The following is a 19,295-nucleotide window of genomic DNA, read 5'->3' as shown; positions in this document are numbered from 1 at the left end:
TTATTATTTTTTACTTATTTTCTGTTCTTCAGTAGTATCTTCCACACTAAAACCTAATTCTTCGATTTGTTTTCTAAGTTTATCACTTTCTTCCCAGTTTTTTTCTTTTCTAGCTTGTTCTCTTTTTTGTGAAATTTCTTTTATATTTGTTGGAATTTCTTCTATTTTAATATTTTCCAATCCGAGTCCAAGAACTTTGTCAAATTTTAAAATAGTTGCTTTTTTTACACCATTGGCGCTATCACTTTTTAAAAGTTCCCAAACTAAGGCCAAAGCTTGTGGTGTATTTAAATCATCATTTATAATGTTTAAAAATTTATTTACACAATCATTGCAAACTTCTGTAGGCTCTCCTAGATTTGTGACAGCTTTTTGTAATTTTTCCAATCCATTTTGCGCTGCCTCCAAGGCTTCCCAAGAAAAGTTTAATTGTTTTCTATAATGAGCTTGCAAAAGAAAGTATCGGTAGGTGAGTGGGCTAAATCCTTTTTCTTTCAAAACCTCCAATGTCAAAAAGTTATCCCTAGATTTTGCCATTTTTACTTTTCCAGTCAGCAAAAATTCTCCGTGCATCCAAACATTCACAGGCTTTTTGCCGGTAAAAGCAGTGGATTGTGCAATTTCATTTGTGTGGTGAACTGGTATGTGATCAACTCCGCCACAATGAATATCAAAGTTTTCACCAAGATATTTTATACTCATCGCAGAACACTCCAAATGCCAACCAGGGAAACCCATTTTTCCAAAAGCTTCCCACTCCATTTGTCTATTATCTTCTGGTTTACTAAATTTCCACAATGCAAAGTCGTGAATATTTTTTTTATCTCCAATTTCCACTCTTTTTCCAGCTTGAAGTTCTTGATTTTTTAGGTTTGCAAGATCACCATAATTTTTATCTTTTGTGGTATCAAAATAAATTGTATCCTTAGTTTCGTAAGCAAAACCATCTTTCAACAATTTTTCTACCATTTCAATCTGTTCTTTTATATGATCAGTTGCTTTGCACCAAGTTGTTGGTGGTAAAATATTTAATTGTTCCAAATCTTTTTTGAAAGCATTTGTATAAAATTCTGCAATTTCTACAGCACTTTTATTTTCTTTTTTCGCTGCTTTTTCCAACTTATCTTCACCTTCGTCTGCGTCGTCTGTCAAGTGTCCAACATCGGTTATGTTCATTATGTGGTTTACAGTATTCCCATTATAAAGAAGGGCGCGTTTCAAAACATCCTCAAAAATGTAGGTTCGCAAATTTCCTATATGCGCATAATTGTAAACAGTCGGACCACAAGTGTATAAGCCGACTCTTCCTTTTTCATTTGATTTAAATTCTTCTTTTTTTCTTGTGAGTGTGTTGAATATTTTTAATTTCATATAAATGTTTATTTTGAGATAGGTCTATTATATGTAAGGAAAAAATTATTGTAAATAGCTGTAGATATTTGATTTGTATTATTTAATATAATGAGTTAACATAAAAACAGTTCCTTACAATTTACTTTCCAAAAGGAGAAAGGATCATGGTAAGACGACCAAAGAGAATAACCTCAGCAGAGGTGAAAAAAATTATTGTAGATAATTTTGGAGATGTTGATTATTTAGAAATTCAAAAGTATTTAAAGCTGTTAGAGTTAACAGGATTAAATAAAATAAATTTGAGTTATCATCTTAGAAAACTCAAGATTGGTTGGGAAAAGAAAAGGAAAAAATTCATAGATTCTAATGGTGAGACTAAAAGTACTTTGGATTCTGTTGATGTTGAAGAAGTTAAAACTAAAGAGTTAACAGAAGAAGAAAAAGCAGAAATAGAAAGAAAAAATGCAGAAAAAGCTAAAACTGAAAGAGAAAAATTGGTGGAAAAAGTTTTTGGATTTTTGAGTAGAGCTAGAACTTTGGAAGCTGTTGAGAGTAAGTTTGGAGAAGAAGGTTTAAAAATTTTTGAAGAATTTCAGGTAAACAGCCCAGAAGATTTCACACTTAAAGAAGGAATAAGCTCTTATCAGCAAAAAACTTATTATTTTGAGCGCGTTGTAAATGGTTGTGTAGAAGTGAAAGAAAGAGTTTTTACGGTTAGACATTCTGAAAATGATAATGACTATTTGGCAATTACTTTTCCTCAAGATTTAGATTTTTCCAAAAATTTAGCAGATTCGGCGATTAGGATTATTCCTATTGATTCTGTGACATTTGGCGATCATCTTTGTGATTTGGAAGCTTTTCAGCAAGTATTGCTGAGGGCTGCCACCAAGCCTTATGTATTTGTATTTTTAAATGGAAATATAATTGGTGGAAGTTTGTATAATAAATATACAGCAGAAGAATATAGAAGAAATCTTAGAAACATACTTGCTCCGGTTGCACACAAAATCTTGTGGGCACAGTCTGGAGATAGAGAAAATAAGTATTCAAAAATAGATGGTATAGAACCTCTTAGGTCTGTTTGTAGAGATTTGGGAATTCATCACACTTTTCGTCCTGTGCGTGCAGATATTTATTGGAAAGATCCAATGGTGCCAATTGAGTTTTATGCTCTTCATGGCAGGTCTGGTGCAAGACTGGATGGATCAAAACTCAATGCTGTTTTAAAGGTTACTGTAAATCAGAATTTTCCACATTTTACTATTATGGGACATTTGGAAGAGGCTATTATAGACGATGCTGTTGTTTTTTCTGCAGATCCAACAAACAATAGAATAAGAGAGTCTATAGCTTATTCAATAATTTGTCCTGGTTTTAGGAAGTTTGCAGGATCAATTAGAGAAATAAAAGGATATGCACCCCCAGTTTCTGGTCGTGTTGAGTGCATCATTTATTCAGACAATACATTTGAAGCAACTCACTAAAGGGAGGTGTCAGATGAGTAAAAAAGAAGCTCGTGAAAAGGCAAAAGAAACTAGAAAAATAGTTAAGGAAATATTAAAACTTTTGGAAAAGACTGGTCATACAGTTTCTGAATTATCGCAAAAATTATCTATAGATTCTGAAAAAATTGAGTACTGTATCTCTAGACTTAAAGAGTCAAAACAGCATCTAGCTGGTGGGAATATTATAAATTGGAGACCTCATAATGGAAACATGGTTTATTTATATGTTCCAAAAGAAAAGAAAAAAAGTATTGTTTCGGACAGAGCTTTTATTTTTTTGCCAACTTCAGATGGTTTAGGGGAGAGGGGTTTTTATCATAGAGTTATAATTCCAGATGATGTTTTGGGGTTAAACAACAAACCTGCAAAAGATATAGAAATAACACCGTTTTATGATATCCATTATGGACATAATAGATGTGATTTGGATTTGTTTAGATTTGATATTGAAGAGGTAAGACGAAGACCAAATAGATTTGCTTTGTTTGGTGGTGATTCTTTGGAAAATGCACTTAGTGATTCTGCCGGTGGCATTGCTTGGGCAGAGCAAAATATGACACCAGATGAGCAAAGAATTGGTTTTGAAGAGGAAATAGGATCTGTTGCACATAAAACTTTGGTTATGATCCCTGGAAATCATGAGCACAGAACTACTCGCAAAACACTTATGTGTCCATTGCGTGAAGTTTCTAGATTTTTAGGAATCCCATATTTTATGGGGCCTGTACTTTTAGATCTTACTTGGCGTAGTTTTAGGTGGACTTTTTTTCTTTCTCATGGAAGAAGTGGTTCTAATACTCCGGGCGGAAAGTTGAACGCTGTTGGAAAAGCTAGGCAGTTTATACTGGCTGACTTTTTTATAATGGGGCATGTCCATGATAAAAAATCACACAGTGTATCTAGACTTGTACCTAGGCGAGAATTCCAGAATGGAAAATTAGTTAGATTTAGAATTGAAAAAAAGATTGAAAGAAAAATAATTTGCCCGTCTTATTTAATGTATAAAGGTACTTATGCACAGCAAGCTGGATATGTTCCAGGCTCTTGTGGAAGTATTCTTATAAAGTTGAATGCCGACGGGACTGCTAGTGTAAAAACTGGCTCCAGAACATCTACAGGAGATGTAAAAGGTATAATTGTATAAATTTAAATTATAGACCAAACTTATTTGTTTGGTCTTTTTTATTTAGATTATTTTTTGTGGTATAATGTAAACAATCTTATATTTTCAGAACATAATAAACAAACTATGTCCTTATTTGGTAAAGGCGAAGAATTTTCTCTTGGTGTGGATTTTGGTGCAGGAGGGATTAAAATCGTTGAACTCAAAAAAACAAAAGATCGTCCTCAGCTTTGGACTTACGGAATTGCTTCGGCAGATTTGGATATACACATACAACACCACAAAGAGGTTGGGCAGGAATTAAAAATTGAAAATGAAAAAAAAGAAGCAGTTAAAAAACCAGCAAATATTTTTGCAAATGATTCTAGAATAGAAGAATACGGAGAAATTCTAAAAGGCCTGTGTACTCAATCAAAAGTAAGGTCTAAAAAGGCAATTGCAAGTCTACCTGTTTCTTATATTTTTCATGCTGTTATAAACCTGCCAAAAGTAGACAAAAAAGAATTGGAGCATCATGTACGCGCAAAAGTAAAAAAGATGACACCGCGTCCAATTGAAGAATTACAGGTCGCACACCAAATAATTCCACCATCTTCAGAAGGTGAAAAAAATAAGTTTATGAAAGTTTTGGTGACTGCTGCGCCAAAAGATTTGGTTTTATTTTTTACATCTATTTTCCAAAAAGCAGGTTTACAATTAGTTGCTTTAGAAACAGAAGCTTTTGCTTTGGAGCGTGCATTGGTTGGAAAAGATAAGTCTACCTCTATGGTTGTAGATATTGGAGCAGAGAGGACCAATTTTTTTATTGCAGATCAAGGTTTGCCACTTACACACAGAAGTATAAAGTTTGGTGGAAATTCTATAGACAAGCTAATTATGGACAAAATGGGTATTTCAGCAGAAGATGCTGGGCAAATTAAAAAAGACATTTCACTTTTGCCACCAGAAAAAATGGATATAAAAATGTTTGAATCTCTTGTAGATCCTATTGTAAAAGAAATTCAGGCAGGTTTTGATTTGTTTTTGCATCAAATGGGAAATGAAGAGAAACGACCAGAAAAAATTATTTTGACAGGTGGTTCTGCGATTTTTCCACCAATTCTAAATTATATAAAGCAACATTTTGATGTAAGGGTTTTTGTGGGAGATCCTTGGGCAAGAATTGCAACCCAAGAGAGTTTGAAGCCTGTTTTGTATAATATTGGTCCTAGAATGTCTGTTGCAATTGGACTTGCAGTGAGGAATACAGAGAGATAAGTTTGTATTTTGTAGTTAGTTGTTGTTATAATGTGTGAGTAAAAATAAATTATAAGTTTTATATAGTAAAAAAATAATTTAAAATAGAAAATTCAGAATATGAAAAATGAAAAACAGTTTTTAGTTTTATTGGCTGAAGAAGATGTGCATTTAGCAGATATTTATACAAAATTTTTAAAAGAAAGTGGTTTTAAGGTTATAACAGAAAAAAATGGAGAAACTGTGCTTGAGGTGGTAAAAAAAAGAAAGCCAGATATAATTATTTTGGAGACAGTTTTGTCAAATATGGATGGTTTTTCTGTTTTAGAGATACTAAAATTGGGTAGAACAACAAGGTCTATTCCTGTGATATTGTTAACTAGTATTGGTCAAAAAGAAGATGTTGAAAGAGCTTTAAGTCTGGGAGCTGTAGAATATTTACTGAAACCACACACTAAACCAGAAGATTTAGTTAGAAAAATAAACAAAATTTTAAAAAATTAAATTTATATTAAAATAAAAATTATGACGATAAATAAAAGAGGTTTTACATTGATCGAATTGTTGGTAGTTGTTGCAATCATTGGTTTGCTTTCAACTTTGGCTGTGGTTGCGCTTGGTTCTGCTCGTGAAAAAGCTAGAGATTCAAAGCGTTTGGCAGATTTGAGACAGGTTCAAACTGCTTTGGAGATTTATTTTACAGAAAATAGCGAGTATCCAGTTGTGACCTCTCCTACTCAAATTGGTACAGCAAACACATCTTGTCTAAACGCAACTGGTTTTGTCGGTTCAGATTGTGCAAATCCGTATATGGCGCTAGTCCCACAAGATCCTAGTGATTTTTCTTATGTCTACAATTCTATAGATGGAACAACATATACAATCCAGGCTAGAATAGAAGGAAATATAAACAATTTGAGTGGTCCAATTCTGGTATCACCATCTGGGGTTTCTGCTTCACAGTAATAAAAAAATAAAAAACCACCGAAATAGTCGGTGGTTTTTTTATTCTATTTTTTTACTTTTAGTGTTATAATACATCTAATATGAATCTAACATATTTTTTTATTGTATTCCTGTTTGGAATTGTGATTGGTAGTTTTACAAATGCCTTTGTTTGGCGTACACAAAAACACAAAACAATGAATGGGCGTTCTATGTGCCCAAAGTGCAATAAAACTATTTTTGCAAAAGATTTAATCCCAATTTTGAGTTTTATAATTTTGCGAGGAAAGTGTAGAAACTGCAAAGCAAAAATTTCAATTCAATATCCTTTGGTAGAAACTTGGTTTGGAATAGCTTTTGTCTGTGCGGCATTAATTCACCAAAGTGGTTTTTATGATTTTTCCATAGAATTATTGCGAGATTGGTTTATTATTTTTATACTTAGCTTTCTGTTTATTTATGATTATTTGTACAAAGAATTGCCAGATAAAATAACTTTGCCGTCTATTGGAATTTTATTTGTACTTTCATTAATTTTTGGCTGGCATACTTGGCAATCTATGCTAATTGGTGCGGTAGTTTTGGGTGGATTTTTCTTGTTTCAATTTGCTATTTCTCGTGGTAAATGGATTGGCGGAGGAGATATTCGCCTTGGAGTTTTGATGGGTATAATTTTGGGTTGGCCACTCGCAATTGTGGCGCTAATGCTTTCTTATGTTGGTGGAGCTTTTTTGAGTGTTATTTTACTTGCATTAAAAAGAACAAGTTTAGAATCACAAACTCCGTTTGGAACTTATTTGGCGGTAGCTACTTTATTTACAATGTTTTGGGGGTATAACTTGCTAGATTGGTATTTAGGATTGATTTTTTAAAATTAGTTAATAATTGATAAAGAATAAAAACCATATACGTTATCCTGAGCGTAATGTAGCAAAGCGTAATGAAGTCGAACGGATCTCGGTTTAAAAATATAAGACTTTGAATATTCACAGTTATCGTTATATCGTTTCGAGATATTTCGACTCCACTTCGTTTCGCTCAATATGACGTATTGATTAATTCGTCATCCTAAATAAAATGAAGTTGGATCGATTACCTATTAATAAATAGAAAATTTCAAATGTTTGGGGGATTGACAATTTTGGATAAATAGAACATTTCGAACAAGCAAAACGATAGAACATTTAGAACACGCATAAAAAATATGGATAAAACAGAAATTAAGGAGAATGTAAAAAGACTTAGAAATCAGATAGACGATCTTCGTCATCGCTATCATGTATTGAACGATCCAGAAGTAACGGATAAAATGTACGATGGTCTAATGGATGAACTAAGGAAAATAGAAGAAAAATATCCAGAATTAAAAACTTCTGATTCTCCAACACAAAGAGTCGCTGGAGAAGTTTTAGAAAAATTTGAAAAAGTAGAACACACTGTACCGCAGTGGTCTTTTAATGATGCATTTACGCAGGAAGATATAGAAAAATGGGAAGAGAGGATAGAAAAAATGATTGCAAAAAAAATGGGTAAAAAGGTAAAGTTAGATTACACCGCAGAATTAAAAATAGATGGATTGCATTTAGTTTTGACTTATAAAAAAGGAGTTTTGGAAGTGGCAGCAACCAGAGGAAATGGAAAAGTAGGGGAGAATGTAATGCAAAATATAAAAACAATTCACAGTATCCCATTGAAATTGAAAGAAGAAATTGATTTGGTGGTAGAAGGTGAAATTTGGATGGGTAGAGATATTTTTGAAAAAATAAATAAAGAGAGAGAAAAAAATGGAGAGGTAAAATTTGCAAATCCAAGAAATGCAGCAGCTGGGACAATTCGTCAATTAGATTCAAAAATTGTGGCAAAAAGAAAACTTTCTTTTACAGCTTATGATATTTCTGCTGGAGATATTCCAGAAACACAAGAATTAGAATTAAAAAGATTAAAAGACCTTGGTTTCCCTACAGATAAAAGTTGGGAGAAGGTTGCTAATGTGACAGAAATTTTGAAATTTCATAAAAATTGGGAAAAGAGAAAGAATAGTAAACAGTATTGGGTGGATGGTGTAGTTTTGAAAGTAAATAAAAAAGAATATCAAGATAAATTGGGTTATACTGGAAAAGCTCCGCGCTGGGCGATTGCATTTAAATTTCCGGCAGAGCAGGGGACTACAAAAGTAATAGATATTTTTGTCCAAGTTGGAAGAACCGGAAAGTTGACGCCTGTCGCACTTATGGAACCGGTTCAATTGGCAGGAAGTACAGTGACTCACGCTACACTTCACAATTTTGATGAAATAGCAAGGTTGGATGTAAGGGTAGGTGACACTGTTGTGGTGCAAAAAGCGGGAGATATAATCCCACAGATTGTAAAGGTTTTGGAAAAAATGAGAACAGGAAAAGAGAAGAAAATAGTTGAACCAAAAAAATGTCCAATTTGTGATGCAGATGTAAAGCACAAAAATGTCCAAGATAAAAAACAGGAAAAATCTGTTGGGCTTTATTGTGAAAATAAAAATTGTTATGGTCAGCAGTTGGAAAAAATCCGTCATTTTGTATCCAAAAAAGGAATGGATATAGATGGTTTGGGGGAGAAAATCGTGGAACAACTTCTAAACAAGGGTTTGATAAAAGATATATCAGATTTATTTATATTGCAAAAAGATGAACTTTTAGGATTGGATGGTTTTGCAGAAAAGTCGGTTATAAATTTGCTAAATTCAATTGAACAATCAAAAAATAATTTATTGTATAGGTTTGTTTTTGCACTTGGTATTCCGCATGTTGGAGAGGAGACTGCTATAAAATTAGCAAGTCATTTTGGAAGTTTTAAAAATATACAAAGTGCAAATGAAGAGGAATTGATAAAAATTTCAGATATTGGTGGAAAAGTGGTGGAATCAATTGGAAATTATTTTGCAGATGAACAAAACAGAGAAATAATAAAAAAAATGTTTGAAAACGGTGTAAAACTATCCGTAATAAAAATAACAAAAAAAGGAAAAATAACAGACAAAACTTTTGTGTTTACTGGTGGAATGCAGGAAATGACGCGAGATGAGGCAAAAGAAAAAGTGAGAAATTCTGGTGGAATTATTTCTGGATCTGTGAGTAAAAAGGTTGATTTTATCGTGGCGGGTAGCGATGCAGGAAGCAAACTGAAAAAAGCTGAAAAAATAGGAGTAAAAATTTTGAGTGAAAAAGAATTTATTGATTTACTTAGCACTTAGATGTAGAATAAAAATCTATGAAATTAACAAAAAAAGAGATAGAGGATGTTGCAAAACTTGCGCGTCTAAATTTAACAGAGCAGGAGAAGGAAAAATATGCAAAACAATTGTCTGCAGTATTTGGTTATGTGGAGATGCTAAACGAAGTGGATACAGAAGGAATTTTGGAGACTAGTCAGGTGACTGGTTTGGAGGATATCATTAGGGAAGATGTGGTAGAAGAGTGCCCAGAAGAGAGAAGACAAAAAATGATAGCACAGTTCCCAGAGGAAAAAGACGGATTACTCAAGGTTCACAAAGTTTTTGAATAATATGGAATTAAATGAGCTAACAATAAAAAAAGCAAGTGAGGGTTTGGATAAAAAAGAATTTAGTTCTGTAGAACTTACCAAAGCTTGTCTAAAACAGGCTGAAAAGACAAATCCAGAATTAAATGCATTTATAACTATTTCTAGTAAAATTGCTTTGAATGGTGCAGAGAAAGCAGATAAAATGATAGCCGAAGGTCTAAAAAATTCATTAACAGGAATTCCATTTTCTGTGAAAGATGCAATTTGTACAGAGGGTATTTTGTCCACAGGCGCTTCCAAAATTTTAGCAAATTATACAGCACCATACGAGGCTACTGTAATTAGAAAATTAAGAGAAAAGGGTGCTGTTTTGGTTGGGAAGACAAATTGTGATACTTTTGGACATGGTGCAAGCAATGAAAATTCAATGTATGGGTCTGTAAAGAATCCACATGACATTACTAAAGTTTCTGGTGGTTCTTCTGGTGGTTCCGCGGTTTCTGTTGCAGACAACTCATCTATTTTCTCTATTGCCGAGGATACTGGCGGTTCAATTCGTCAGCCAGCAAGTTTTTGTGGAGTTGCCGGTCTTCGCCCTAGTTATGGTAGAAATTCTCGTTATGGAATTATGCCAATGGCATCGTCTTTGGATACTGTTGGGCCAATGGCAAAAACAGTGGAAGATATTTCTATAATAATGGAAGTAATGGCTGGGCAAGATAAAAAAGATAGTACAACAGTTCCAAATCCGGTACCAAATTATTTGGCAGAACTGGAAAAAGGAGTAAATGGTTTGAAGGTTGGAGTTCCAAAAGAATATTTTGAAGTGGATGGATTGGATGAAGAGGTTAGAAAAAATGTAGAAGCTCAGATTGATAAATTAAAAAAAGCAGGTTGTGAAATAAAAGAAGTCTCACTTCCACACACAAAATATGCAATTTCAGTTTATTACATTACAGTTTCCAGTGAAGACAGTTCAAATTTGGGAAGACTAGATGGAATTCGTTATGGAGTTCGTTTAGGGCAAGGTGATTTGTATAGTTTGTATGCACATTCTCGTGGACGAGGATTTCCAGACGAGGTAAAAAGAAGAATTATGATGGGAACTTATGTTTTATCTGCTGGATATTATAATGCTTATTATAAAAAGGCACAAAGAGTGAGGACTTTGATAATTCGTGATTTTGAAGAAGTGTTTAGAGGGGTTGATGTACTAATAACACCAACTTCACCATTCCCAGCATTTGGATTGGGGGAGAAAAAAGATGATGTTTTGGCAATGTATTTGTCTGATATTTTTGTAAGTCCTGCGTCTGTGGCAGGAGTGCCGGCAATGTCTGTACCAACAGGATTTACAAAGTCAAAACTGCCAATTGGTACACAAATTATAGGGCCTAGACTTAGAGAAGATTTAGTTTTAAGAATTGGAAATAAATTATGAAAAAAGAAATAAAAAAGCAAGAATTTTCTGCATTAAATGAAACAGGAGAATTTCGTGATACTTGGCGAATTTTTCGTATAATGTCTGAATTTGTAGATGGTTATCAGTTTTTGTCTCAATTTAAAAAAGTCGTCACAATAATGGGTTCTGCGCGTCTTCCGGAAAATAGTAAATATTACAATTTGGCGCAAGAGGTTGGGTCTGTTTTGGCAAAACATGGTATCACAACTGTGACTGGTGGAGGCCCAGGAATTATGGAAGCAGGAAATAGGGGTGCAACAGAAGCTGGAGGTGAAAGTGTTGGTCTAAATATCCAACTTCCTTTTGAACAAAGGATAAATCCTTATGTAAAACAGTCCACAGCATTTCATTATTTTTTCACTAGAAAAGTAATGCTTACTGCTCCAGCTCACGCATTTGTATTTTTTCCTGGTGGTTATGGAACAATGGATGAATTCTTTGAAATTGTAGATATGATGGATTTGGGAAAGATGTATCGTTCACCTTTAATTTTGGTTGGAAGTGAATTTTGGAATCCAATTATAAATTTTTTAAATGAAAGTTGTAAAAAATTGGTATGCGAACACAAAGAAGAAATTCAAAGATGGAGAATTGTGGATAGTGTTGAAGAGGTGGAGAAAATAGTAAAAGATGTAGAAGATATAAATATTTGTGAATTAGCGCCAATGAATTTTGTGTGCGATGAAAAAATTGATTGGAAGATTTTTAGAATTATGGCAGAGCTTGTAGAAGGTTTTGAATTTTTGACTGGTTTGGTAGAAGATGTGACAGTGCTTGGTTCAAAAAGTATAAAAAAAGATAATAGATATTACAATGTTGCAAACAACCTAGGAACAAAATTGGCAGAAGAAGGTTTTGCAGTTGTGACAGGTGGGGGAATTGGGGCGGCAGAAGCTGTAAATAAGGGTGTAAAAGAAGCCGGAGGAGATTCCATTGGAATTGCAATGAAATTGAATGACAAAGCACCTTTAAATGAATATGTGACCCGTTCAATGGTGACGAGTTTTCCATTTGTAAGGAAATTGTTGGTGACAGCACCTTCAAAAGGTTTTGTATTTTTCCCAGGAAGACTAGGTACACTTCATCAGCTTTTTGAGGTTTTGGCTTTGGTACAGACTGGAAAGATGGCAAAACTTCCAATTATTTTGTATGACACAGAGTTTTGGGGACCTTTGAAAGAGTTTATAAGAAAAGTTTTGGTAGAGCAATTTAAAACAATTAATAGTGAAGATTTGGATTTGTTTCATATTGTTGATAATGAAGAAGAAATTGTTGAAATTATAAAAAAGTCTAGAAAAGAGAAATAGTTTTTATGATTCCGTGGTTTCAATATCTAAGTTTTAATATAGGTCCTTTGACAATTTATGCTTGGGGTTTCTTTGTTGCACTTGGTTTTTTGACTTCTTTTATAATCTTACTTAAAAAATCAAAAGAAGTTGGAATGGATTCAGAGAGTTTGACCAATTTGATGTTGTTAATTATTGTTTTAGGTTTTTTATTTGCTAGAATTTTTCACATTGCATTTTATGAGCCTTCTTTCTTTTTCAGCAATCCTTTTGAAATATTCAAAGTTTGGAACGGTGGATTTTCTTCTTTTGGTGGTTTATTCGGTGCAGTTTTGGGATTTTTTATTTACGGTTCAAGTAGAAGTTGGAATAAAGAAATATATTTGAAGATTGCAGATTTACTAAGTTTTTCTGCAATTTTTGGTTGGATTGTTGGCAGGCTTGGGTGTTTTGCAATTCACGATCATTTGGGTCAAAAAGTAGACTTTTTTCTTGCTATAAATACGCCAGACGGAGCAAGACTAGAAATGGCATTGCTAGAAATTTTGTGGTTGATTCCTGTGGCTATTATTTTTTTGATTCTTAGAAAAAAAGTAAAATTTGGCGACGGTTGGTTTACAATTATTTTACTCACAGAATATGGTTTTATGCGTTTTGTGTTGGATTTTTTTAGGGCAGTAGATATAGCACATGCAGATGTTAGGTATTTAGGATTGACTCCAGCTCAATATTTTGCTATTATTCTTTTGATAAGTGGAATATTTTTATTTTATAAAATAAATAAAAAAAGTACATAAAATAAAATTGGAAAGGTGGCAGAGTGGTTTAATGCGCATGCTTGGAAAGCATGTGTACGAGAAATCGTACCGTGGGTTCGAATCCCGCCCTTTCCGCAACGAAGTGAAGGAGAGAGAGCAGGCAAAAGTCTTTGCCTGTGTCGGGATTCGAAGGGTGCGAGAGCGCGTAGCACCCCGGCTTGAGTCGGAGCGAAAGGAATCCCGCCCTTTCCGCAACGAAGTGAAGGAGAGAGAGCAGGCAAAAGTCTTTGCCTGTGTCGGGATTCGAAGGGTGCGAGAGCGCGTAGCACCCCGGCTTGAGTCGGAGCGAAAAAAGTCCTGCCACTTTTTTAGAATAGTTTAAAATCAAAAAACTTTTTTGATTTTGATTTAAAAATAAAGCTTGTTTTTTAAAAATAAAAATGATAAAATAAATATAAATAAAATAGTATGGCTACAAAAAGAATTCATAATACCTCTACAAAAAAATATTATGCAATTAGACAAAGAACCACTTCTTCTGGAAAGAAGGGGCAAATTATCGGTTCTTACAAAAGCAAAACTACAGCAAAATCTGTAAAAAGAAATTATAGCATTGTTGTTAAAAGGCTTGGAAATACATAAATTTATTTATGATACAAAATAATATTGAATATATTTTACCGGAAGATTTAATCAATATCATTAATATTATTAGAGGTTTTGAATATGAACATAAAGAAGAGGTGCCAGATTATGATAGTCAAAGAGATTCAATTGACGAATATTTTGCTTTAATTGATAGGTCTAAAACTATTTATTATCCAAACATAACGGATAAAGCTTCATTTTTGTTTATAAATATAAATACTCACTATTTCTCTAATGGAAATAAAAGACTTTCTGTTGTTAGTACTGTTTATTTTTTAGAAAAAAATAATTATTTACCTTCTGTTTTATCAAAAGAAAACTATAAAAGTATTTTAAAATCGTTATTTGGTGATTGTAGTTTTTATAACTGGAAAGGGTTTGAACCAAAAGATTTTGGGCTTTATAATCTTGCAATTATTGTTGCAATGAAGAATGAAAGTAAAAAAATATCAGATGATGAATTAAAAGAAAAAGTTAAATTTTTTTTTGAACAAACTTTTTTTAGAAATAATTAAATTTTTATCATTAAATATTAAAAACCAATGGAAAACTCTGAACAATCTACTTCTTTTTATCAAAATAACTTAGAGAAAGAAGACGAGAGAAAAAATAAAGGTGTACGGTTGGATGAATTAATATCAAGAGAAGGTATAGAAATAGATAAATCTATGGATGCAATGCTTAAGCTTATGTTAGAACAAAATGATTTCTTATCTCATGTTGAGGTTGTAACTATTTCCCCAGAAGACGAGCCAAATACGGACGGTTTTTTTCATAGAGTTCAGGTTGGCGAAAATGTGTTTATTCCTACAATATTTATTGTTTCTGAAAATAAAGAACACTTGCAAAAATTAAAAGATGTTCGTGAATCTTCTGCCAAAGAAGTTGCTGATATGTTGGGAATTAGCTTTGAAAATATGACGCCAAACTTACTTAGGCAATTTATTATTGCTCATGAGTTGGGGCATGCTACGGATTATATAAAAAATTATGAAACCAACCCAGATTTTGAAGGTGCAGATGCTGCAGAAGAATGGTCGTCACACTATAATGCAAATTTATATACATTACCTGTTCCAGGATTTGATCCGGTTGATTTGCGAGAAGAAATGGCTAAATTTACTAATTTAGAAGAATTTTTATTAGCTAATCCGGATGTTTATAGAATAGTAAAGACTAGCAATATAAAAACACTACAAGATCTTTTAAATGCACAAGAACTTGCATACAGAAATTCTTCATATGAAAATTATGCAGATAATTTTGCAACTGATTTTTTAAAGAAAAATGCTAAAGAGTTAAAGATTTCTGAGTTAGTAAATTAATTATTAAACTATATTTTGTTATATAAAAATGGTATAATAAAAATATAATTCTTAAAAATAATTATGTCATTGCAACTAAAGCTTTTGTTGATTGTGTCTGCTATCGGTATTTTTGATACTTTGTATCTTATTTACAACAAAATTCGCGGTACAGATGTCCTTTGTTTGTTTTTTCCAAAAAAATGGTGTAAAAAGGTTCAACACTCAAAACAAAGTAAAACTTTTGGAATTCCAAATTCATATGCTGGTTTTGTAATGTACACATTTATTTTCATTTGCACTATTTTGTATGCATATAGCGTCACTATGCTTTTTTGGCCAATTCAAATTGTGGTTGCGATAGGATTTTTATTTTCTATATATTTTCTTTATGTCCAAGGTTTTGTTTTGAAAGCTTTTTGCACTTGGTGTGTTTTGTCAGCTATAAATTTTACAATTTTAGCTTATGCAACATTTTTACTTTAAAAAAGAAATATTCTATGAAGAAAGATATAGTCAAGGTTTTGACATTTCAGCATGACGAGCTTAGAGATGAGCTAAAGAAGATTTCTAAGAAAAAAGATACAGAAATTCAGAAAATACATAAATCTTTGGAAGTTTTTACAGAAAAATTAGAAAAACACTTAAAACTTGAAAATGAGTATTTTTATCCTCGTCTTTTGAGGAAGATGGATAAGGTGGGTGTAGATTCTAAAAAAACAAAAGATTTTATATCTAAAATAAAATATATTGAAAAAACAGTTTATAGTTTTTTACAAGAGTTTGAAACTTCAAAAGATATAAAAGGAGATTTTAGTGGATTTAAGAAAGATTTTAAATCAATGAAGCAAGGGCTTACTCTTAGGATAGACGCAGAAGAAGAGAGTATTTATATGTATTGGAAACTACTAAAAAGTAATAATAAATAAAAAATATGGGGAGGATTAAATTTTTGGATAAGTTAGTTTTTGGGTTAGTTATTATTGGCGCTCTAAATTGGGGATTGATTGGTTTTTTTGATTTCAATTTGATTTCATATTTGTTTGGAGAGTTTTCTTATTTAACTAGGTTTTTGTATATTTTGTATGGATTATCTGGTTTATATTTGGTATTTATATCTAAAAAGTTTTTAAAAAAATAAAAATAAAAAAACTCAGAATAAAATCTGAGTTTTTTTTATTGCACTAAACTTAACTTTAAAGTATAATTTAAAAACTTAAAATAATAATAAAATATGGAAGAAGAAATACAAAATGAACATAATTTAACAAAGAGAGAAAGGAGAGATAAAAGAAAAGAAGAGGATAAGGAAAATAAAGAAAAAGCAGAAAAAAGTAAAAAGATAAAAAATATTGTGATTTGGGGGGTTGTAGGTGTTTTGGTTGTGGTAGGATTTTGGTGGTTGAAAAATAATATAGAAACTTCACCAAAAGTGGAAAATCCACAAGAAATAAGAGTAGATGATGTGGTAAAAGGAAATCCAGAAGCAGTTGCAGTTTTAGTGGAATATGCAGATTTTCAATGTGGAGGATGTAAGCAGTATAGCAGTGTTGTAAGTGGAGCTTATGAAAAGATGAGTGGGGGTCTGCAAGTGGTTTATAGGCATTATCCACTTGAATCTATTCACCCAAATGCATTTGATGCATCTAGAGCATCAGAGGCGGCCAGAAAACAGGATAAATTTTGGGAGATGCATGACTTACTTTATTCACGACAGTCTAGCTGGGCAAGTAGTAGTAAAGCAAAAGAAAAATTTGTAGAATATGCGGAAGAATTGGGTTTAGACAGAGATAAGTTTTTGCAAGATTTTTCCAGTGATGAGGTAGAAAATAAAATTAAAACAGATATTGCTTCCGGAAATGCAATGAATGTCCAAGGAACGCCAACTTTCTTTTTAAATGGAGAAAGGTTTGAGCCTAATACATTAAATGTTGAGTTGTTTACATCTGCAATAGAATCTAGTCTCTAAAACTTAATGATAAAAACATAAAAACACCAAATTTGGTGTTTTTATGTTTTGTCTGCTAAGCTAAATATAGTGAAGCTCTTTTAAAAATAAAAAAATGGGGGATATAATGAAAAAAAGCGTAACTCTTTATGTGCCGTGGTTTTATTCTACAGACTATTTTTTGGAAACTTGTCCTAGAATATTTGATATATTGGCGGAGTTTATAGAAATAACTGGAGATGATAACGCTGTAAAAATAGAGGTTTGGAATGGTAAATCTGAAAGTTTATTAAAAAAAGAACCGGGTTTAATAATGTTTTTTGGAGAGCCAGAAGTTCCAAATTCAACAAAAGGTTCTGCAAAATTTTTTAAAAGATCTCTAACGACAGTTTACAGAGCAACCGAAGCCCATCATTTTTTATTTTGGTATAATAGACAATTGGTATATCCATATGATAGAAAGGAGGTTTTAGAAAATAAACCACAATTTTTAAAACCACCAAAAGATCAGCTTGTCATAAAAGTGGATGAGGATGGTGATAGATTTTGGTCAAAGACTTGGGCATTAGAATTGGAAGGAAATGATATGGAAACTAATCTTTACGAGTTTCTGGGTTTTGGAGAAAACTTAAAAATTGCTGATGAAAAGCACAGAAACTAAAATAAAACTACGGCAAATAAGCCGTAGTTTTTTAATAATACTTCGTGGAGCGAAGTTTATTTTTCTTCTTTGTTTGTTTCTAAAATATTTACAAAGGTTGTAAATTTCAGTGATCCGTCAAACTTTCTTCTATTCTTCTTTTGAAATTTTACAATTCCAGCAATAGTTGCAAAAAGTGTGTCATCTTTTCCTTTGCGTACATTTGTACCTGGGTGCCATTTTGTTCCTCTTTGGCGTATCAATACGCTTCCAGCTGTGACTGTTTGTCCGTCGCCAACTTTTACCCCTAGGTATTGTGCTTTGGAATCACGGCCCAGCCTGGTGGAACCACCCGCCTTTTTATGTGCCATATAAAATTAGATTAAATCTATTTCGGTTGTTTATTAAAGTGCTCATATTATAGGATATATAAGCATTTTTGTCAAGGTTTAAGGTGCTAAATTAATAATTAGTATTTAGAAGTTAATAAAAAACAAGTCTGTCATTCCAGATTCAGATCTCGAATCCAGGGAATACTAGTAAAAACTGTTTTATATAGCAATATGTAGAATACAAATATAAACTTATATAATAATCCAAAGAATAGTGACATAAACTCTGGATCCGCAGTCAAACTTATGATGACAGAAAAATTAGACCATCTTTTTTAATTAACCGAAGTCCGAAGTTATTATATTAATAATGATATTTTTTTCCAGTTTTAATTGTAATAGCTCTGTAAATTTGCTCTAAAAGTACAATTCTAGCCATTTTGTGTGGAAAAGTCATTTTAGATAAAGAAAGCGATGAGTTTTCTAAATCTATGTGTTTTTCTGCAAAACCGAGTGCACCAGCAATTACAAAAGTTATGTGTTGTCCTGTACTAGTTTTTTTTTCTAAAAATTTGGAAAACTCAACAGAAGAATATTCTTTTCCATTTTCTTTCAGAAAAATAACAAAACTATCTTTTTCTATTTGTTTTTCTATTGCAGTCAGTTCTATTTCTTTTATTTTTTCTAAATTATCTCCATTGCGAAATGGAACGCCAATAACTTCTTTAACAGTTATTTTAGCATAAGGATTTATTCTTTTTAAATATTCTTCATAAAGAATTTTCCAATATTCTTCTTTTAGTTTTCCAACAGAGATTATAGTTATATACATAATTCTTTACTTTAACCTATTAATAAAATATAATAGTTGTATGGCTAGAACAACTTACCCATTAAAACTTTATATAAAACAACCAGCTATATTATCAATGGTTATTTTGTCGTTGCTAGTAAACATATTTATGTGGTTTTGGCTTTTGTATGTTCTCGGTCCACAGCAAGATCCTATTTTTTTGCATTATAACATATTATTTGGTGTAGACTTAATAGGAGAGTGGTGGAATATTTTATATTTACCAATTACAGGAATTTTTATCCTAATTATAAATTTTATTTTAGGTTGGGTTTTGTTTCATAAAGATAAATTTATAGCGTACATATTGAATGCTGTAAATCTTATTTGCCAAGTTTTTTTACTAGTGGCGACATTATTGATAGTTTTTTTGAATCTTTAGC

General features: G+C 32.2%; 23 protein-coding genes and 1 tRNA gene. 21 read left to right on the top strand and 3 right to left on the bottom strand.

The genetic code is table 11. The features are described 5' to 3' along the window. Positions 1 to 3: 3 nt before the first annotated feature. A complete protein-coding gene (gene cysS / locus L3J07_02040; GenBank protein ID MCF6276609.1) occupies positions 4 to 1,371 on the bottom strand; it encodes a cysteine--tRNA ligase in 1,368 nt (455 codons plus the stop codon). Positions 1,372 to 1,517: 146 nt separating this feature from the next. Here cysS and L3J07_02035 point away from each other — a divergent pair, with 146 nt between their 5' ends. The 20 genes from L3J07_02035 to L3J07_01940 all read left to right on the top strand — a co-directional run bounded on the left by L3J07_02035 (position 1,518) and on the right by L3J07_01940 (position 17,748). Beyond that, entirely contained in the window at positions 1,518 to 2,840 is a 1,323-nt protein-coding gene (locus tag L3J07_02035; GenBank protein MCF6276608.1) for a hypothetical protein, read from the top strand. A 13-nt stretch (positions 2,841 to 2,853) separates the two neighbouring features. Further along, the gene (locus tag L3J07_02030; GenBank protein MCF6276607.1) at positions 2,854 to 4,005 is read left to right on the top strand and encodes a hypothetical protein; all 1,152 of its coding nucleotides are present in this window, start codon (positions 2,854 to 2,856) and stop codon (positions 4,003 to 4,005) included. 105 nt (positions 4,006 to 4,110) lie between these two features. Beyond that, positions 4,111 to 5,241 carry a pilus assembly protein PilM gene (locus tag L3J07_02025; GenBank protein ID MCF6276606.1) on the top strand — a complete coding sequence of 377 codons (1,131 nt, stop codon included), beginning with the start codon at positions 4,111 to 4,113 and terminating at the stop codon, positions 5,239 to 5,241. 99 nt (positions 5,242 to 5,340) lie between these two features. Continuing rightward, positions 5,341 to 5,724, top strand: coding sequence for a response regulator (locus L3J07_02020; protein MCF6276605.1), 384 nt, complete (start codon positions 5,341 to 5,343; stop codon positions 5,722 to 5,724). Between the two features lie 21 nt (positions 5,725 to 5,745). Beyond that, positions 5,746 to 6,186, top strand: coding sequence for a prepilin-type N-terminal cleavage/methylation domain-containing protein (locus tag L3J07_02015; protein ID MCF6276604.1), 441 nt, complete (start codon positions 5,746 to 5,748; stop codon positions 6,184 to 6,186). Positions 6,187 to 6,266: 80 nt separating this feature from the next. Further along, complete coding sequence (locus L3J07_02010) at positions 6,267 to 7,037, top strand: prepilin peptidase (GenBank protein MCF6276603.1); 771 nt, start codon at positions 6,267 to 6,269, stop codon at positions 7,035 to 7,037. Positions 7,038 to 7,369: 332 nt separating this feature from the next. Beyond that, entirely contained in the window at positions 7,370 to 9,391 is a 2,022-nt protein-coding gene (gene ligA, locus L3J07_02005; GenBank protein ID MCF6276602.1) for an NAD-dependent DNA ligase LigA, read from the top strand. 17 nt (positions 9,392 to 9,408) lie between these two features. Then, a complete protein-coding gene (gene gatC / locus L3J07_02000) occupies positions 9,409 to 9,702 on the top strand; it encodes an Asp-tRNA(Asn)/Glu-tRNA(Gln) amidotransferase subunit GatC (protein MCF6276601.1) in 294 nt (97 codons plus the stop codon). A 1-nt stretch (position 9,703) separates the two neighbouring features. After that, positions 9,704 to 11,122, top strand: coding sequence for an Asp-tRNA(Asn)/Glu-tRNA(Gln) amidotransferase subunit GatA (gene gatA, locus L3J07_01995; GenBank protein MCF6276600.1), 1,419 nt, complete (start codon positions 9,704 to 9,706; stop codon positions 11,120 to 11,122). Then, complete coding sequence (locus L3J07_01990) at positions 11,119 to 12,450, top strand: TIGR00730 family Rossman fold protein (protein MCF6276599.1); 1,332 nt, start codon at positions 11,119 to 11,121, stop codon at positions 12,448 to 12,450. The genes gatA and L3J07_01990 overlap by 4 nt, the downstream gene beginning before the upstream one ends. A gap of 5 nt (positions 12,451 to 12,455) precedes the next feature. Next, positions 12,456 to 13,226 carry a prolipoprotein diacylglyceryl transferase gene (locus tag L3J07_01985; protein MCF6276598.1) on the top strand — a complete coding sequence of 257 codons (771 nt, stop codon included), beginning with the start codon at positions 12,456 to 12,458 and terminating at the stop codon, positions 13,224 to 13,226. A gap of 9 nt (positions 13,227 to 13,235) precedes the next feature. Beyond that, positions 13,236 to 13,322 (top strand) — tRNA-Ser (locus L3J07_01980). A gap of 333 nt (positions 13,323 to 13,655) precedes the next feature. Next, entirely contained in the window at positions 13,656 to 13,829 is a 174-nt protein-coding gene (locus tag L3J07_01975; protein ID MCF6276597.1) for a hypothetical protein, read from the top strand. 8 nt (positions 13,830 to 13,837) lie between these two features. Then, entirely contained in the window at positions 13,838 to 14,350 is a 513-nt protein-coding gene (locus tag L3J07_01970; protein MCF6276596.1) for a hypothetical protein, read from the top strand. 27 nt (positions 14,351 to 14,377) lie between these two features. Continuing rightward, the gene (locus tag L3J07_01965; protein MCF6276595.1) at positions 14,378 to 15,160 is read left to right on the top strand and encodes a hypothetical protein; all 783 of its coding nucleotides are present in this window, start codon (positions 14,378 to 14,380) and stop codon (positions 15,158 to 15,160) included. A gap of 63 nt (positions 15,161 to 15,223) precedes the next feature. Next, positions 15,224 to 15,625, top strand: a complete 402-nt coding sequence (locus L3J07_01960; GenBank protein MCF6276594.1) for a vitamin K epoxide reductase family protein — start codon at positions 15,224 to 15,226, stop codon at positions 15,623 to 15,625. A 14-nt stretch (positions 15,626 to 15,639) separates the two neighbouring features. Beyond that, entirely contained in the window at positions 15,640 to 16,068 is a 429-nt protein-coding gene (locus L3J07_01955) for a hemerythrin domain-containing protein (protein ID MCF6276593.1), read from the top strand. Between the two features lie 5 nt (positions 16,069 to 16,073). Beyond that, positions 16,074 to 16,280 (top strand): DUF378 domain-containing protein, encoded by a 207-nt coding sequence (locus L3J07_01950; protein ID MCF6276592.1) that lies wholly within the window; start codon positions 16,074 to 16,076, stop codon positions 16,278 to 16,280. Positions 16,281 to 16,373: 93 nt separating this feature from the next. After that, positions 16,374 to 17,108 carry a DsbA family protein gene (locus L3J07_01945; GenBank protein MCF6276591.1) on the top strand — a complete coding sequence of 245 codons (735 nt, stop codon included), beginning with the start codon at positions 16,374 to 16,376 and terminating at the stop codon, positions 17,106 to 17,108. Positions 17,109 to 17,214: 106 nt separating this feature from the next. Then, complete coding sequence (locus L3J07_01940) at positions 17,215 to 17,748, top strand: hypothetical protein (protein ID MCF6276590.1); 534 nt, start codon at positions 17,215 to 17,217, stop codon at positions 17,746 to 17,748. A 56-nt stretch (positions 17,749 to 17,804) separates the two neighbouring features. On the opposite strand, the gene rpmA is transcribed toward L3J07_01940, so the two are convergent. Then, positions 17,805 to 18,098 carry a 50S ribosomal protein L27 gene (gene rpmA / locus L3J07_01935; GenBank protein ID MCF6276589.1) on the bottom strand — a complete coding sequence of 98 codons (294 nt, stop codon included), beginning with the start codon at positions 18,096 to 18,098 and terminating at the stop codon, positions 17,805 to 17,807. Between the two features lie 325 nt (positions 18,099 to 18,423). Next, positions 18,424 to 18,891 (bottom strand): 23S rRNA (pseudouridine(1915)-N(3))-methyltransferase RlmH, encoded by a 468-nt coding sequence (locus tag L3J07_01930; protein ID MCF6276588.1) that lies wholly within the window; start codon positions 18,889 to 18,891, stop codon positions 18,424 to 18,426. Between the two features lie 40 nt (positions 18,892 to 18,931). Here L3J07_01930 and L3J07_01925 point away from each other — a divergent pair, with 40 nt between their 5' ends. Next, positions 18,932 to 19,294 carry a hypothetical protein gene (locus L3J07_01925; GenBank protein MCF6276587.1) on the top strand — a complete coding sequence of 121 codons (363 nt, stop codon included), beginning with the start codon at positions 18,932 to 18,934 and terminating at the stop codon, positions 19,292 to 19,294. Position 19,295 lies beyond the last annotated feature (1 nt).

Source organism: Candidatus Magasanikbacteria bacterium, assembly GCA_021648085.1.
Taxonomy (GTDB): domain Bacteria; phylum Patescibacteriota; class Patescibacteriia; order Magasanikbacterales; family UBA922; genus JAKITS01.
This window is presented reverse-complemented; position numbering and strand designations above follow the sequence as displayed.

Bases quoted from the DNA above. Each gene is read 5' to 3' on its own strand.
- gatA (MCF6276600.1), top strand. From the start codon at position 9,704: ATGGAATTAAATGAGCTAACAATAAAAAAAGCAAGTGAGGGTTTGGAT.
- L3J07_01940 (MCF6276590.1), top strand. From the start codon at position 17,215: ATGAAAAAAAGCGTAACTCTTTATGTGCCGTGGTTTTATTCTACAGAC.
- L3J07_02035 (MCF6276608.1), top strand. From the start codon at position 1,518: ATGGTAAGACGACCAAAGAGAATAACCTCAGCAGAGGTGAAAAAAATT.
- L3J07_01925 (MCF6276587.1), top strand. From the start codon at position 18,932: ATGGCTAGAACAACTTACCCATTAAAACTTTATATAAAACAACCAGCT.
- L3J07_01960 (MCF6276594.1), top strand. From the start codon at position 15,224: ATGTCATTGCAACTAAAGCTTTTGTTGATTGTGTCTGCTATCGGTATT.
- L3J07_02020 (MCF6276605.1), top strand. From the start codon at position 5,341: ATGAAAAATGAAAAACAGTTTTTAGTTTTATTGGCTGAAGAAGATGTG.
- rpmA (MCF6276589.1), bottom strand. From the start codon at position 18,098: ATGGCACATAAAAAGGCGGGTGGTTCCACCAGGCTGGGCCGTGATTCC.
- L3J07_01965 (MCF6276595.1), top strand. From the start codon at position 14,378: ATGGAAAACTCTGAACAATCTACTTCTTTTTATCAAAATAACTTAGAG.
- L3J07_01970 (MCF6276596.1), top strand. From the start codon at position 13,838: ATGATACAAAATAATATTGAATATATTTTACCGGAAGATTTAATCAAT.
- L3J07_02010 (MCF6276603.1), top strand. From the start codon at position 6,267: ATGAATCTAACATATTTTTTTATTGTATTCCTGTTTGGAATTGTGATT.
- L3J07_01930 (MCF6276588.1), bottom strand. From the start codon at position 18,891: ATGTATATAACTATAATCTCTGTTGGAAAACTAAAAGAAGAATATTGG.
- gatC (MCF6276601.1), top strand. From the start codon at position 9,409: ATGAAATTAACAAAAAAAGAGATAGAGGATGTTGCAAAACTTGCGCGT.
- L3J07_01945 (MCF6276591.1), top strand. From the start codon at position 16,374: ATGGAAGAAGAAATACAAAATGAACATAATTTAACAAAGAGAGAAAGG.
- L3J07_01990 (MCF6276599.1), top strand. From the start codon at position 11,119: ATGAAAAAAGAAATAAAAAAGCAAGAATTTTCTGCATTAAATGAAACA.
- ligA (MCF6276602.1), top strand. From the start codon at position 7,370: ATGGATAAAACAGAAATTAAGGAGAATGTAAAAAGACTTAGAAATCAG.
- L3J07_02025 (MCF6276606.1), top strand. From the start codon at position 4,111: ATGTCCTTATTTGGTAAAGGCGAAGAATTTTCTCTTGGTGTGGATTTT.
- L3J07_02015 (MCF6276604.1), top strand. From the start codon at position 5,746: ATGACGATAAATAAAAGAGGTTTTACATTGATCGAATTGTTGGTAGTT.
- L3J07_01955 (MCF6276593.1), top strand. From the start codon at position 15,640: ATGAAGAAAGATATAGTCAAGGTTTTGACATTTCAGCATGACGAGCTT.
- cysS (MCF6276609.1), bottom strand. From the start codon at position 1,371: ATGAAATTAAAAATATTCAACACACTCACAAGAAAAAAAGAAGAATTT.
- L3J07_01975 (MCF6276597.1), top strand. From the start codon at position 13,656: ATGGCTACAAAAAGAATTCATAATACCTCTACAAAAAAATATTATGCA.
- L3J07_01950 (MCF6276592.1), top strand. From the start codon at position 16,074: ATGGGGAGGATTAAATTTTTGGATAAGTTAGTTTTTGGGTTAGTTATT.
- L3J07_01985 (MCF6276598.1), top strand. From the start codon at position 12,456: ATGATTCCGTGGTTTCAATATCTAAGTTTTAATATAGGTCCTTTGACA.
- L3J07_02030 (MCF6276607.1), top strand. From the start codon at position 2,854: ATGAGTAAAAAAGAAGCTCGTGAAAAGGCAAAAGAAACTAGAAAAATA.